The 14,765-nt window shown below is 45.1% G+C and carries 13 protein-coding genes; 7 read left to right on the top strand and 6 right to left on the bottom strand.

The genetic code is table 11. The features are described 5' to 3' along the window. Positions 1-6: 6 nt before the first annotated feature. Positions 7-1,149: a TetR/AcrR family transcriptional regulator gene (locus tag WA279_RS10880; protein WP_336155398.1), complete on the top strand. Its 1,143-nt coding sequence runs from the start codon at positions 7-9 to the stop codon at positions 1,147-1,149. A gap of 29 nt (positions 1,150-1,178) precedes the next feature. Here WA279_RS10880 and WA279_RS10875 read toward each other — a convergent pair whose 3' ends face one another. Next, positions 1,179-2,000, bottom strand: a complete 822-nt coding sequence (locus WA279_RS10875) for an SDR family oxidoreductase (RefSeq protein WP_336155397.1) — start codon at positions 1,998-2,000, stop codon at positions 1,179-1,181. Positions 2,001-2,116: 116 nt separating this feature from the next. Here WA279_RS10875 and WA279_RS10870 point away from each other — a divergent pair, with 116 nt between their 5' ends. Both WA279_RS10870 and htpG read left to right on the top strand, forming a co-directional pair. Then, positions 2,117-2,368 carry a hypothetical protein gene (locus WA279_RS10870; protein WP_336155396.1) on the top strand — a complete coding sequence of 84 codons (252 nt, stop codon included), beginning with the start codon at positions 2,117-2,119 and terminating at the stop codon, positions 2,366-2,368. 167 nt (positions 2,369-2,535) lie between these two features. Beyond that, positions 2,536-4,416, top strand: coding sequence for a molecular chaperone HtpG (htpG, locus tag WA279_RS10865; RefSeq protein ID WP_187953883.1), 1,881 nt, complete (start codon positions 2,536-2,538; stop codon positions 4,414-4,416). A gap of 42 nt (positions 4,417-4,458) precedes the next feature. Here the strand turns inward: htpG and WA279_RS10860 are convergent, their stop codons facing one another. The 5 genes from WA279_RS10860 to iolR all read right to left on the bottom strand — a co-directional run bounded on the left by WA279_RS10860 (position 4,459) and on the right by iolR (position 9,046). Then, complete coding sequence (locus tag WA279_RS10860) at positions 4,459-5,844, bottom strand: sugar porter family MFS transporter (RefSeq protein ID WP_064671725.1); 1,386 nt, start codon at positions 5,842-5,844, stop codon at positions 4,459-4,461. 236 nt (positions 5,845-6,080) lie between these two features. Next, complete coding sequence (locus WA279_RS10855) at positions 6,081-6,389, bottom strand: DUF2653 family protein (protein ID WP_041338090.1); 309 nt, start codon at positions 6,387-6,389, stop codon at positions 6,081-6,083. 3 nt (positions 6,390-6,392) lie between these two features. Further along, on the bottom strand, positions 6,393-7,043 hold the full coding sequence (locus WA279_RS10850) for a hypothetical protein (protein WP_133954146.1): 651 nt from the start codon (positions 7,041-7,043) through the stop codon (positions 6,393-6,395). 261 nt (positions 7,044-7,304) lie between these two features. After that, positions 7,305-8,237 carry an aldo/keto reductase gene (locus WA279_RS10845; protein ID WP_003227049.1) on the bottom strand — a complete coding sequence of 311 codons (933 nt, stop codon included), beginning with the start codon at positions 8,235-8,237 and terminating at the stop codon, positions 7,305-7,307. A 53-nt stretch (positions 8,238-8,290) separates the two neighbouring features. After that, the gene (gene iolR, locus WA279_RS10840; RefSeq protein ID WP_003227050.1) at positions 8,291-9,046 is read right to left on the bottom strand and encodes a myo-inositol utilization transcriptional regulator IolR; all 756 of its coding nucleotides are present in this window, start codon (positions 9,044-9,046) and stop codon (positions 8,291-8,293) included. 416 nt (positions 9,047-9,462) lie between these two features. Between iolR and iolA the strand changes: the two genes are divergently transcribed. The 4 genes from iolA to iolD all read left to right on the top strand — a co-directional run bounded on the left by iolA (position 9,463) and on the right by iolD (position 14,763). Continuing rightward, a complete protein-coding gene (iolA, locus tag WA279_RS10835) occupies positions 9,463-10,926 on the top strand; it encodes a methylmalonate-semialdehyde dehydrogenase (protein ID WP_003243682.1) in 1,464 nt (487 codons plus the stop codon). A gap of 74 nt (positions 10,927-11,000) precedes the next feature. Continuing rightward, on the top strand, positions 11,001-11,816 hold the full coding sequence (gene iolB / locus WA279_RS10830; protein ID WP_041850314.1) for a 5-deoxy-glucuronate isomerase: 816 nt from the start codon (positions 11,001-11,003) through the stop codon (positions 11,814-11,816). Positions 11,817-11,839: 23 nt separating this feature from the next. After that, positions 11,840-12,817, top strand: coding sequence for a 5-dehydro-2-deoxygluconokinase (gene iolC / locus WA279_RS10825; RefSeq protein ID WP_336155395.1), 978 nt, complete (start codon positions 11,840-11,842; stop codon positions 12,815-12,817). 32 nt (positions 12,818-12,849) lie between these two features. After that, positions 12,850-14,763 (top strand): 3D-(3,5/4)-trihydroxycyclohexane-1,2-dione acylhydrolase (decyclizing), encoded by a 1,914-nt coding sequence (gene iolD, locus WA279_RS10820; protein WP_003242642.1) that lies wholly within the window; start codon positions 12,850-12,852, stop codon positions 14,761-14,763. The last annotated feature ends 2 nt before the right edge of the window (positions 14,764-14,765 follow it).

Raw genomic sequence — 14,765 nt, 5'->3', positions numbered from 1 at the left:
TCTTTTGTGCCGGAATCTGCCGAAGCTCAAGTGAAAGAGGCGCTGCTGGCCTTATTGAAAGAAAGAGATATTCAACACATCACAATGAAAGAAATTGCTGAAAAGGCCAAAGTGAGCCGCGGATCGCTCTACCTTTATTATGAGGATAAGTTTTCAATCATTGAGGATGTGATCGAAGACATGAAGGAAGGGCTGGGCAAAGCGCTTTTTGACGCCTTCAGTCATATGGATACCCTCCATTTGAACAAAAAACGGCAAACGGTGCATCCGACGCTGTCCTTTGTTCATGAGCATCGATCCTTTTTTTCAGTGATGATGAACAGAGGGCATTTTCACCGTTTTTTTAAGGATGTGTTTCAGCAGGATGTGCTGCTCGCTCCAATTCATGTGAATTTGACGCCGATTGAACGGGACATTTACGGACATTACCGGGCCTTGTACACGTACGCAATTATCCTGTATTGGCTGAATGAGGATGCGGCCGCGACTCCGGAAGCTATCAGCCAAAAGGTATGGGAGCTTGTTTCTCAAAAGAGATTTTATTGGCTGTTTGGACAAGCTGTGCCAGGAGAGCGAGAGAAGGACAAGCAAATCGACAGGCGTGTGGTTCGAACGAGAGAAGCGCTCCAGAAGGCATTTCTGGACGTGCTGGCGGAGAAAAAAGACTACGCAGCCATGACAATTTCGGATATTACCCGGAAAAGCAATATCCGCCGCGCAACTTTTTATGATCACTATGCCAATAAAGAGGAATTGCTCCAAACCATGATACAGCGATCATGTGCGGAGATCATTGATCACCTGACGATTGCCTCCAGCCCGAATACGTTTTCCTTAAAGGAGGCAGAGAAGGCGCTCGCCAATCTGCTTTCTGATTTATCAAACATGCCCATTGTCCATTTTCTAAATCGGGAATGGGGTGTTCCTCATGTGATACCTGATATGTTCAAAGCGCTGGAATCGTTTTATCTGCATCAGCAAACTGATATTCACGCAGAGAAAAAGCTTTATGCCCATTATGTATCCGCAATGATTATTGGGTTGCTTTTGTATCGGCTGGATGAAGGAAAAGCGCATCCGCCTGAAGTGCTGGCGAGGGAATTTTTGCAGTTTTTGGATGTGAAAAAGTATAAGGTTGTATTGCTTTGAAAGACAAAAAGAGAGGGACATCCCCTCTCTTATTTCGTTTCTTTCTTCCATTTCTCATCAATCAGCATTTTCCCTGGCCATGTGTATGCCATGATGCCACCGTCTGCGGTGATGTCCTCTCCTGTGACGTATGAGCTGTCGTCTGATGCGAGGAACAGGGCCACTGTCGCCATTTCCTTCGGCTGGCCAAGGCGGCCGAGCGGCGTGATCCATTTGTTGGCTTTGCGGAATGCTTCACCCATTTCCTGTTCTTTGGTGCCTGCTAATTTATCAATCAGCGGGGTTTCGATCGTACCCGGTGAAATGGAATTGACGCGGATGCCGTCTCGTGCGTAGTCGATGGCCATTGCCTTTGTCAGGTTGGTGATACCGCCTTTTGCGGCGTTATAGCCAGAGCGGTCGAGGTCCGCGGCCCGGCCTGACATGGAGGAGGTGTTGATGATAGAGCCTCCATTGTCGAGCATGAGCGGAATCAGATATTTGCTGCAAAGGAACGTGCCGCGCAGGTCAACGGCGATAATGCGGTCAAACAGGTCAACCGGATATTCATGCACCTTTCCGCCCTCCTGATCAACGCCGGCATTATTAAACAGAATATCAATCGTTCCGCATGAATCCTTGATTTGATCAGCAAAAGCTTTCACATTGTTTTCATCTGACACATCGAGGTGAAAGGATTCGGCCTGTCCTCCGTTTTTTCTGATTGCGTCAACTGTTTCTTCCATTTGATCTTTATTGATATCTCCGATGATCACACGCGCGCCTTCATTGGCAAAAACCTCTGCCGTCGCTTGCCCAATGCCTGTCGCGGCGCCTGTGATCACTGCTGTTTTGTTTTCAAGTCTTCCCATGATACGAGACCTCCTTTTTCTATTTGTCTTCCCGCTATGTGCAGTGATAAACATACGAGAAAAGATAGGCCAGCATATGTTAAGATGAATTAGAAATTGTTGGGAGGTTTGTTTGTTTGAAGGTACAGCATAAGAAGGAGCTACAGTTTTATTGCTTCGTGACCATTCCATCTGCATTTGTTGTGCTGACTGTCATCTCTTTTTTATTGCAAGAGATTACGTTTCCGGTGACTGCAAGCGCATTTCTGAATGCTTCATGGCATAATCTTTTGTTTTTGATACCGTTCGGTTTGTTTTTCTACCCGGTGCATATATGGATGAAGCGGGAGTTTGGCCGCTGGAATGACACAGAAAAAAAGAGAGGATGATGAAGCCTCTCTTTTTTATGAGAATGAGTGAGAAAAAGAGTGAAAACAAATCCAACTAATGTTAAATTTACATATATATGCATCTATCAATTTAATTGACAATTGTCATCTTATGTGATAAATAGATGCTGAAAAGGGTTTACATAATGGTAAAGGAGCGATCAAGAGTGGCGAAAAAAGAGTTTAAAGCAGAGTCTAAACGCTTGCTGGATATGATGATTAATTCCATTTATACCCAAAAAGAAATTTTCCTGCGCGAGTTAATCTCCAATTCGAGTGATGCGATTGACAAAATCTATTACAAAGCGCTTACGGACGATGCGCTTACGTTTGATAAAGACAGTTACTACATAAAGGTCGCAGCTGACAAAGATGCGAGAACATTAACCATCTCTGATACGGGGATCGGAATGACAAAGGATGAGCTTGAACAGCACCTTGGAACAATTGCAAAAAGCGGTTCCCTCGCGTTTAAAAAGGAAAACGAGCTGAAAGACGGACATGACATTATCGGGCAGTTCGGTGTCGGTTTTTACGCGGCATTTATGGTTGCCGATGTCGTGACAGTCATCAGTAAAGCGCTTGGCAGCGAAGAGGCTTATAAATGGGAGTCTGCGGGTGCAGACGGCTATACGATTGAACCGTGTGAAAAGGATTCTGTCGGTACAGACATTATCCTGAAAATCAAAGAGAACACAGAAGATGACAGCTATGACGAGTTTTTAGAGGAATATCGTTTAAAAGCGATCATCAAGAAGTACTCCGACTTCATTCGCTACCCGATCAAAATGGATACAACCATTAATAAGCCGAAGGAAGGCAGCGAAAATGAATTTGAAGAGGTGCAGGAAGAGCAGACGGTCAACAGCATGGTGCCGATCTGGAGAAAAAACAAAAGCGAGCTGACAGATGAAGATTATGAAAAATTCTATGCTGAAAAGCATTACGGGTTTGATAAACCGCTGACACACGTTCATATCAGTGTGGATGGAGCGGTTCGCTACAACGCGATTCTATTCATCCCTGAAAACATGCCGTTTGACTACTATTCCAAGGAATATGAGAAAGGCTTGGAGCTGTATTCCAATGGCGTGCTGATCATGAATAAGTGCGCAGACCTGCTACCGGACCACTTCAGCTTTGTGAAGGGCATGGTCGATTCTGAGGATCTGTCGCTGAATATTTCCAGAGAAATGCTGCAGCATGACCGCCAGCTGAAGCTGATCGCGAAAAACATCAGCAAGAAAATCAAAAGCGAGCTGCAAAGCCTGTTGAAAAAAGACCGCGAGAAATACGAGACGTTCTACAAGTCGTTCGGCAGACAGCTGAAATTCGGCGTGTACAATGATTTTGGCGCGAATAAGGATCAATTGAAGGATCTCCTATTATTCTACTCTTCAAAAGAGAAAAAACTGGTCAGCTTAGACGAGTATGTTTCCAGAATGCCAGAGGAGCAGAAATACATTTATTACGCGACCGGTGATTCTTACGACCGCATTGAGAAACTGCCGCAAACGGAAATGGTGGCGGACAAAGGCTATGAAATCCTCTACTTTACTGAGGACATCGATGAGTTTGCAATTAAAATGCTGGCTTCTTATCAGGAAAAAGAATTCAAGTCCGTATCAAGCGGAGACCTTGGCATAGACACGGATGAGGATCAAAAGCAGTCCGAGGAAGAGGAAAGCAAGTATAAGGATCTGTTTGAGGAAATGAAAAACATTCTGTCAGACAAAGTGAAAAACGTTAGAATCTCAAAACGGCTTAAATCACATCCAGTCTGCCTTGCTGCTGACGGCGAAGTGACAATTGAGATGGAAAAAATCTTAAACGCGATGCCTGACAGCCAAAATGTGAAGGCGGAAAAAGTGCTGGAAATCAACCCAAATCACGAGGTATTCCAAACGCTGCAGGACGCGTTTGAACAAGATAAAGAGAAGCTGAGCCTGTACACAAACCTTCTGTACAATCAGGCGCTTCTCATCGAAGGCCTGCCGATTCAGGACCCCGTGGAATTTACGAACAATATTTGCAAGGTCATGGTGTAAACAGAAAAAGGAATCGTCCCATAAGGAGACGATTCCTTTTTTTTACAATGTACGCTCATTCAGCATTTGGTTTTGGGTGCTTTTCTTCTTTTTAAACCGGTTTTTCAGGCTTGCTTCAATTTCCTCCAAGCTTCGCCCTTTGGTTTCCGGCACCATGTAGAACGCGAAGAAAAATGAGAGAAGACAAATGACTGAGAAAACCATAAAGACCCATGCGATGCCCATTGCGCTTAGCATCAGCGGGAAGACGAGCGACACGATCAGGTTGGCTGCCGATAACACCAAAGTCGTGAACCCTGTCGCGGCTCCGCGTGCTTTGGACGGGAAGAGCTCAGGCATGAGCACCCACACTACCGGACCCCATGTCGCCTGGTAAAAGACGATATAGACGCCGAGAAAGACTACTGTCATCCACGCTGTTGATGCGGAAAGCCCCAGTGTCAGGAGCACGCCTGATAAAGCAGCAAGGCTCAGTGTGATGCCGACACTTCCCCAGATCAGAAGTTTTTTGCGTCCGACACGGTCAATTAAGATCATGGCAGTGATACACATGATGACGTTAAGGACGCCGATTCCCATTGTGCCGAGCGCCGAAGCTGATGTGCCAAGACCGGCCTTCGTAAAAATGGTTGGCGCGTAGTAGATGACCGTGTTAATGCCGACCGCCTGCTGGAAAATGGCAAGGCCGACGCCAATCAGAAGCATGGGGCGAATCCATTTGGCTTTTAGGACGCTGAGTGTCGTTTCTTTTTTCTCTGCTTCTCCTTGCTTCATCTCTGCCAATTCCATTTCGATGTCTTTTGGATCATGAGTGATGTTCATGATGCGTCTCGCTTCTTCTTCACGGCCGCGCTTCACGAGCCATCTTGGCGATTCCGGCATGAACGCGATGCCGATTAATAGAAGCACGGCAGGCACTGCAGCCAGACCGACCATCCAGCGCCACGCTTCAAACGGTGTGAACAGGTAGTTAACGATATAGGCGAGCAAAATCCCGGTGACAATCATTAAGTTGTTCATTGTGCCGAGTGTCCCGCGAATTTTCGTCGGTGCCATTTCGGAAAGATACACGGGCACAAGTGCCGTTGAACCGCCGACGGCCAACCCGAGTATCACCCTAGATGCAATCAGCATGCCGATTGTTTGAGAAAATGCGCAAGCGAGCGCACCGATAATAAAAATGATGGAAAGGACAAATACAACCTTTCTCCTGCCCCAGCGGTCTGAGCATGTGCCGCTCAAGGCCGAACCGAAAATCGCGCCAAGGAGCAGCATGCTGACAACCAATCCTTCTGTCAATGTCGTTAAAGGAATATCGTTATTGATAAACAGGAGTGCTCCGGAGATAACACCTGTATCGTAACCATATAGCAGTCCCCCTAAAGCGCCGAAAAAGTAGATCATATATTTCCTTGTGTCTTTCTTCACAAATGTCTCCTCCTCAGTTGTTGAGCCAATGAGTATCTAAAATGTGTAACAAAGTTAATAGATTAGTACCCATTTCCTATCTCATTTGAAACATTTGTTTTGAAAAAACGGAAACGTTAAAGTCAAAAGAGATGATCACAGATCCGCTGAGTTTAGGAAAAACGAAATAACTTTATGCTCAGAGAAACCATTAAAAAAACCTTACCCGCGCGGAGTAAGGTTTGATTAAGACATTTTTATTCTTCTGCTTCGTTGACAAAAACCAAGGCGGAGAAGCCTTTTTTCTTATCAAATTGCAATTCAACGACGGTAACGTCCGGATTGAAGTTGTGGTATTCCTCTAAGAACTGAATAATGCCTTCTGAAATGTCATCTGACATAAGCTGCTTGTGGTGCAGGCCAAATGTGGCTTCAGCGAAGAACCCTGTACGCTTGTTGTACGATAGTTCTTTTACTTCAACGTCTTCAGGGTAGATATCTTCTTCATTGGAAATATACACGCAAATTCCGTCTGCAATTTCTTGCTCATTTAATATTAATCTCATTGCCTAAAATCTCCTTCTGTACGTCTTCGGTGCTTTAAATGCGCGAATCAATGCGATGACAATGATTAAAATAATGATCAAAGCAATGATATCAACGATCCAGGCAATGGGTGAAGCGCCATAAGAAACATAGCCTGGGCCTCCGACTGGATGATAGGTGTAACCCCATGGGTGCATCATGCTGGTCATGAACATACCCATTGTGAATCCGCTATAATATCCAAACCATCCTGATGGCGCGAAACCTGCGTGATAGTAATGATTGACTGAAACATAACGTCCGCCAACATAAGCTTTAGACGTTTTTCCGCTGTATGTCTTTCCGGTTACTTTTGATGTAGCGCCGGAAAAGGTGCCTGACGATTTTTTAGAGCTTGATGAGCTTGCCTTTTCCGAAGGCTTCTTTTTAAGCGAAATCGATGATGATGAATCGTCAGGCGTCTTGGATTTTTTGCTAGAAGAGCTTGATCCTGAGCTGTAGCTTGATTTCGGGCTTGATTTATAGCTTCCGCTGTATGAAGAGCTTGAACTTCGGCTGCTGTAACTAGATGATGAGCGGCCGCTAAAGCTCTTTGCATGAGAAATCGTTGATGGCAGCAGTACACCTAAAGCAACGGTTACTGCAACTAAGGCTTTTACATATTTAAGTTTCATTCTGTTTCCTCCATAGACCATCGAAACGGTCCGCAATTCTGACCAGCAAATAAAAGAAGCTGGGTCAGCTTTATTTCATATGAACTAGATGATATAAACATTTCATACTTTTGCTTTCTCAATCACTTTCTTTCTGAGATAAACTACCTTTATTTTATCGGATTTATGGCTCATTTTGTAAGGTTTTGCTTCAAAATCAGTTATTTAGGAATTTATCGCACAAAAAAACAGCCTTCTCCATTGGAGAAGGCTGCTTTCTTCTTATGCGAACAGCTTATCAATAAATGAAATATCCTCTTGAGAAAGCGTCACGTCGGCTGTTTTGATGTTATCAATCAGCTGATCGGCACGTTTTGCTCCCGGAATTAAAATATCAATTTCCGGTCTTGCTAAATACCAGGCCAATACGATGTGAGGGATATCCACGTTGTGTTTTTCGGCAATCGGCGCAAGCTTGTTGACCTTTCTGATATTTTCTTTGAAACGCTCGCCCTTGAAGTGTTCCTGTTCGTTTCGCAGGTCGCCTTCTGGGAACGTTGTATCTTCTGTATACTTTCCTGCCAATAAACCTGATACGAGCGGGAAGTAAGGGATAAATGAAATATTATGCTCCTTCGTATACGGGAAGAATGTTTTTTCCGCTTCACGGTTTAACAGGTTGTATTCGCCTTGCAATACATCTACCAAACCGTCTTTGTTTGCTTCTTTTAATTGCTCTAAAGAGAAGTTGGATACACCGATGGAACGGATTTTTCCGGCTTTCTTCATCTCATTCAGCGCGTTAACGGCTTCATCCTTAGGCGTATGTTCGTCAGGGAAGTGAATGTAGAACAAATCGATATAATCGGTATTCAAGCGCTTCAGGCTTTCATCAACTGATTTTTTAAGAAATTCTGGTGAATTATCAAAGACAAAGTCATTGCCTTGTTTTCTGTGAGCGGCTTTTGTAGCGATGACAACATCTTCACGGTTGAATTCACGCAGCACTTCACCAATTAATTCTTCGGAACGGCCGATCCCGTAAATATAAGCGGTGTCTAACATTGTCACGCCATTACGGATCGCCTCGCGCACCAATTCTTTTCCGGTTTCTTCATTTAGGTTCGGGTAGAGGTTATGTCCTCCGACAGCATTTGTTCCTAATCCGATAGGGAATACCTGCAAGTCTGATTTTCCGAGCTTCGCTTTTTTCATGATCTGCCTCCTAGAATAAAATGGATGATAGACTCTCAACACTATTGTAAACGTTAGGCCAGATGAATGCCGATTTGATGCTCATTGCAGTACTGCGTGTACTCGTCGTCTAATGGCTGAGAGGTCACAATGCAATGCAGCCTGTCAAACGGCGCATATGTCAGAAGCGTTGATTTTCCGAATTTAGAATGGTCAGCCAATAGATACACTTCTTTTGCTTTTTCTGAAATCCTCTTTTTAATTTCATATTCCAGCAGATCCGAATTGGTCAATCCGTGTGTCAGCGTCGTTCCGGTAGCGGACATAAAGGCTTTGTTGATATTGTACTTATCAAGCATAGCCGGGTCGTCCATGCCGACAAAGGAGCGGGTTTTTCTCTTATAGTTGTTTCCGATAATGATTAAGTTGATATTCTTCAAAGCTGACGCCGCATTGATAATGTCTAAACTGTTGGTTAAGATGGTGACATTTTTGGCTGGATCAAGCGTATCAAGAATAGACTTTGTCGTCGTTCCTGAATCAATGAAGACCAAATCGTGATCTTCAATAAATCGGGAAGCATAATGGGCGATTTTTGTTTTTTCATCCTGGTGCTGAATGGTGCGATTTTCAAAAGGAACTAATGCGGTTTTTTCAATAGATGTTACGCCGCCGTATACTTTTTCAATCGCACCCTTTTCTGTTAGCTTGTTGATATCACGTCTTACTGTGTTTTTGGAGACATTGAACACCTGGCACAGCTCATCTAAGGAAACAGTGCCATGCGATAAAATGTACTCCTCCATTTCCTGAATCCGCATCAGTTTCATATAAAAAACTCCTTCTTGAATCTTTACGTAACATAAATATATAATAAAAACCAAAAGTTAATCAATAGTTGCTTAAAAAATGATAACATCGGTGTATATCTTTTGCAAGATTCTACGGCCTTCTCTTACCTCTCTTACTTGATTAAAAGATTAATATAATAAAAATAATGAAAAAATGTAGTGTTTATGATTGACTTATGGGTATTATGCGATTAAAATATAACCAAGAAATGACCAAAAAGTAACCTGTTGTGCATGAAATGGTTGCTTGTATGTAAATATGCATCCGCCATTTATTTTTTTGGTTTTTTTGAAAGCGTTTAATTCTTGGCTTGCTGAAAAGTGGATATTGATATGAATCTATCCTGAACCATCCATACAAGTGTATGTGTTTACTAATGAAGGAGGCAATAAGAATGGCAGAAATCAGAAAATTAAAAAACTACATCAACGGTGAATGGGTTGAAAGCAAAACAGATCAATATGAAGATGTCGTCAACCCGGCGACGAAAGAAGTACTGTGCCAAGTGCCGATTTCTACAAAAGAGGATATTGATTACGCAGCGCAAACAGCGGCTGAAGCATTTAAAACATGGTCAAAGGTGGCGGTTCCTCGCCGCGCCAGAATTCTATTTAACTTCCAGCAGCTGCTGTCTCAGCATAAAGAAGAACTGGCTCATCTGATTACCATTGAAAACGGAAAAAACACAAAAGAAGCTTTAGGTGAAGTGGGACGCGGGATTGAAAACGTAGAGTTCGCCGCTGGAGCACCTTCCCTAATGATGGGTGACTCGCTTGCTTCCATCGCAACGGACGTTGAAGCGGCCAACTACCGCTACCCAATCGGAGTTGTCGGCGGAATCGCGCCATTTAACTTCCCGATGATGGTCCCTTGCTGGATGTTCCCAATGGCGATCGCACTCGGCAACACATTTATTTTAAAACCATCAGAGCGGACACCGCTGTTAACAGAGAAATTGGTTGAGCTTTTTGAAAAAGCGGGCCTTCCGAAAGGGGTGTTCAACGTCGTATACGGTGCGCATGACGTTGTGAACGGCATCCTTGAGCATCCCGAAATTAAAGCAATTTCATTTGTAGGCTCCAAGCCAGTAGGCGAATACGTCTACAAAAAAGGAAGCGAAAACTTAAAACGCGTTCAATCTCTGACTGGCGCGAAAAACCATACGATTGTCTTGAACGATGCGAATCTTGAAGACACGGTCACAAACATCGTTGGAGCTGCCTTCGGTTCTGCCGGTGAACGCTGCATGGCTTGTGCGGTTGTGACAGTTGAAGAAGGAATCGCCGATGAATTTATGGCGAAGCTGCAGGAAAAAGTGGCGGACATTAAAATCGGTAACGGCCTTGATGACGGCGTGTTCTTAGGACCGGTGATTCGCGAAGACAACAAGAAGCGCACGCTCAGCTATATCGAAAAAGGTCTTGAAGAAGGTGCCAGACTCGTATGTGACGGACGTGAAAATGTGTCAGACGACGGCTACTTTGTCGGCCCGACGATCTTTGACAATGTCACAACAGAAATGACGATCTGGAAAGATGAAATTTTCGCTCCGGTCTTATCTGTCATCCGTGTGAAAAACCTGAAAGAAGCGATTGAAATCGCCAATAAGTCTGAGTTTGCGAACGGCGCCTGCTTGTTCACATCCAACTCAAACGCAATCCGCTACTTCCGTGAAAACATTGATGCGGGAATGCTAGGCATCAACCTTGGGGTGCCGGCTCCAATGGCGTTCTTCCCATTCTCAGGCTGGAAATCTTCATTCTTTGGAACGCTGCATGCGAACGGAAAAGACAGCGTCGACTTCTATACACGTAAAAAAGTGGTAACGGCAAGATATCCGGCACCTGATTTCAACTAAACGACGAACAGCCGAACGGCGTCCATGTGCGCTGTTCGGACTCATTCTGCCAATAGAAAGAGGAGGGCTTCTCTATGAGTTATTTGTTGCGTAAGCCGCAGTCGCATGAAGTGTCTAATGGGGTCAAACTCGTGCACGAAGTAACGACATCCAACTCTGATCTCACTTATGTAGAGTTTAAAGTGTTAGATCTTGCATCAGGTTCAAGCTATACAGAAGAATTGAAAAAACAAGAAATCTGTATTGTGGCGGTAACGGGGAAAATTACAGTGACAGATCATGAGTCGACTTTTGAGAATATCGGCACGCGCGAAAGCGTATTTGAACGAAAACCGACAGACAGCGTCTATATTTCAAATGACCGTGCATTTGAGATCACAGCGGTCAGCGACGCAAGAGTGGCGCTTTGCTATTCTCCATCGGAAAAGCAGCTTCCGACAAAGCTGATCAAAGCGGAAGACAACGGAATTGAGCATCGCGGGCAATTTTCAAACAAACGTACTGTTCATAACATTCTTCCGGATTCAGACCCTTCAGCTAACAGTCTATTAGTAGTTGAAGTCTATACAGACAGCGGCAACTGGTCCAGCTACCCGCCTCACAAACATGACCAAGACAACTTGCCGGAAGAATCTTTCTTAGAAGAAACGTACTACCATGAGTTAGACCCGGGACAGGGCTTTGTGTTTCAGCGCGTATACACAGATGACCGTTCTATTGACGAGACAATGACTGTGGAAAATGAAAACGTTGTCATCGTTCCTGCGGGATACCACCCGGTAGGCGTTCCGGACGGATACACATCCTACTATTTAAATGTCATGGCAGGGCCGACGCGAAAATGGAAGTTTCATAACGACCCGGCGCATGAGTGGATTTTAGAACGCTAACAAGTGAGGAGTGGCTGTTTACGATGAAGTATACATTCAATGAAGAGAAGGCTTTTGACATTATTGCCATCGGCCGGGCATGTATTGACCTGAACGCAGTCGAATACAACCGCCCAATGGAAGAGACGATGACATTTTCCAAATACGTCGGCGGTTCACCTGCGAATATCGCGATCGGCAGCGCGAAGCTTGGCTTAAAAGCGGGCTTCATCGGCAAAATTCCGGATGACCAGCATGGAAGATTCATAGAGTCCTATATGAGAAAGACCGGCGTTGATACAACACAGATGGTTGTTGATCAAGATGGACACAAAGCAGGCCTTGCATTTACAGAAATCCTCAGCCCTGAAGAATGCAGCATTTTAATGTATCGCGATGATGTGGCGGATCTTTATCTTGCGCCTTCAGATGTAAGCGAGGACTACATCGCAAATGCGAAAATGCTGCTTGTTTCCGGGACAGCGCTCGCCAAAAGCCCGTCACGGGAAGCGGTATTAAAAGCTGTTCAATACGCGAAGAAGCATCAGGTTAAAGTGGTGTTCGAACTGGATTACCGCCCGTATACGTGGCAGTCATCAGATGAAACAGCCGTTTATTATTCTTTGGTTGCCGAGCAGTCTGATATCGTCATCGGCACACGCGATGAATTTGATGTGATGGAAAACCGCACAGGCGGAAGCAATGAAGAATCCGTCAATCATTTATTTGGCCATTCAGCCGACCTCGTTGTCATCAAACACGGCGTCGAAGGCTCTTACGCATACAGCAAATCCGGCGAGGTATTCCGCGCCCAAGCGTACAAGACAAAAGTGCTGAAAACCTTTGGAGCTGGTGACTCCTATGCGTCAGCCTTTATCTATGGCCTTGTCAGCGGAAAAGACATTGAAACGGCATTGAAATACGGCAGTGCTTCAGCTTCCATTGTGGTGAGCAAGCACAGTTCGTCAGAAGCGATGCCGACTGCGGAAGAAATCGTACAGCTTATTGAAGCACAGTCATAATTGAAAAAGATCGAGTAAAGGTGGGATCGTTTGTGGGCAAGAAAATTCGCTTAACAACAGCGCAGGCGCTGATTAAATTCTTAAACCAGCAGTACATCCATGTTGATGGAAAGGAAGAGCCTTTTGTCGAAGGGATTTTCACAATTTTCGGCCATGGAAACGTATTAGGGATCGGGCAAGCGCTTGAGCAGGATGCAGGCCATTTGAAAGTCTATCAAGGGAAAAATGAACAAGGAATGGCGCATGCGGCCATGGCGTACAGCAAGCAAATGCTGAGAAGAAAAATATATGCGGTGTCTACATCCGTCGGACCGGGAGCGGCTAACTTGGTGGCGGCAGCCGGCACTGCATTGGCAAACAATATCCCAGTTCTCTTGATTCCGGCAGACACATTTGCGACAAGACAGCCAGACCCTGTACTGCAGCAAATGGAGCAAGAATACAGTGCGGCGATTACGACAAACGATGCATTGAAGCCTGTATCGAGATACTGGGACCGTATTACGCGCCCTGAGCAGCTGATGAGCAGTTTGCTGCGCGCGTTTGAAGTCATGACTGATCCGGCAAAAGCAGGTCCGGCAACGATTTGTATTTCTCAGGATGTTGAAGGGGAAGCATACGATTTTGATGAAAGTTTCTTCGTCAAACGGGTTCACTATATTGATCGCATGCAGCCGAGCGAGCGCGAGCTTCAAGGTGCGGCGGAGCTGATTAAATCTAGCAAAAAACCTGTGATTCTCGTCGGCGGAGGCGCAAAATATTCCGGTGCACGCGATGAATTGGTTGCCATTTCTGAAGCCTATAACATTCCGTTAGTTGAAACGCAGGCAGGAAAGTCTACTGTTGAGGCAGATTTTGCGAACAACCTTGGCGGAATGGGCATCACAGGTACACTTGCGGCAAACAAAGCGGCCCGCCAAGCTGATTTGATTATCGGCATCGGCACAAGGTATACAGATTTTGCGACATCCTCTAAGACCGCTTTTGATTTTGATAAAGCGAAGTTTTTGAACATTAACGTCAGCCGAATGCAGGCGTATAAACTTGATGCATTCCAAGTGGTGGCGGATGCGAAAGTGACGCTTGGCAAACTGCACGGCTTGCTTGAAGGCTATGAGAGCGAGTTCGGCACAACGATCCGGGAGCTGAAGGACGAATGGCTAGCTGAACGCGAGCGTCTCAGCAAAGTGACGTTTAAGCGGGAAGCGTTTGATCCGGAAATCAAAAATCACTTTTCTCAAGAGGTCCTGAATGAATATGCTGACGCGTTGAATACGGAGCTTCCGCAAACAACGGCATTGCTGACAATCAACGAGACGATTCCTGAAGACAGCGTCATCATCTGTTCAGCAGGCTCACTCCCAGGAGATTTGCAGCGTCTGTGGCATTCTAATGTTCCGAATACGTATCACCTGGAGTATGGATATTCTTGCATGGGCTATGAAGTGTCCGGGACACTCGGTCTTAAGCTGGCCCACCCTGACAGAGAAGTGTATTCAATCGTCGGAGACGGCAGCTTCCTGATGCTTCATTCTGAACTGATCACGGCGATTCAGTACAACAAGAAAATCAATGTGCTGCTCTTTGACAACTCAGGATTCGGATGCATCAACAACCTGCAAATGGATCACGGCAGCGGCAGCTACTATTGCGAGTTCCGCACAGATGACAACCAAATCCTGAATGTCGATTACGCGAAAGTCGCTGAGGGATACGGCGCGAAAACCTACCGCGCAAACACAGTAGAAGAATTAAAAGCTGCGTTAGAGGATGCGAAGAAACAGGATGTATCAACATTAATTGAAATGAAGGTGCTGCCTAAAACAATGACGGACGGCTATGACAGCTGGTGGCATGTCGGGGTGGCAGAGGTATCTGAACAAGAAAGCGTTCAGAAGGCATACGAAGCAAAAGAGAAAAAGCTGGAATCTGCAAAGCAGTATTAGAG

Source organism: Bacillus sp. 204(2023), assembly GCF_037027505.1.
GTDB lineage: Bacteria > Bacillota > Bacilli > Bacillales > Bacillaceae > Bacillus > Bacillus subtilis.
The sequence above is the reverse complement of the archived record's forward strand: the minus strand, read 5'-3'. Positions and strand labels throughout refer to the sequence as shown.

What these genes read in the sequence shown, in the direction of transcription:
- WA279_RS10875 (WP_336155397.1), bottom strand. Translation starts at nt 2,000, where the DNA reads ATGGGAAGACTTGAAAACAAAACAGCAGTGATCACAGGCGCCGCGACA.
- WA279_RS10855 (WP_041338090.1), bottom strand. Translation starts at nt 6,389, where the DNA reads ATGAGATTAATATTAAATGAGCAAGAAATTGCAGACGGAATTTGCGTG.
- WA279_RS10850 (WP_133954146.1), bottom strand. Translation starts at nt 7,043, where the DNA reads ATGAAACTTAAATATGTAAAAGCCTTAGTTGCAGTAACCGTTGCTTTA.
- WA279_RS10845 (WP_003227049.1), bottom strand. Translation starts at nt 8,237, where the DNA reads ATGAAAAAAGCGAAGCTCGGAAAATCAGACTTGCAGGTATTCCCTATC.
- iolR (WP_003227050.1), bottom strand. Translation starts at nt 9,046, where the DNA reads ATGAAACTGATGCGGATTCAGGAAATGGAGGAGTACATTTTATCGCAT.
- iolA (WP_003243682.1), top strand. Translation starts at nt 9,463, where the DNA reads ATGGCAGAAATCAGAAAATTAAAAAACTACATCAACGGTGAATGGGTT.
- iolB (WP_041850314.1), top strand. Translation starts at nt 11,001, where the DNA reads ATGAGTTATTTGTTGCGTAAGCCGCAGTCGCATGAAGTGTCTAATGGG.
- iolC (WP_336155395.1), top strand. Translation starts at nt 11,840, where the DNA reads ATGAAGTATACATTCAATGAAGAGAAGGCTTTTGACATTATTGCCATC.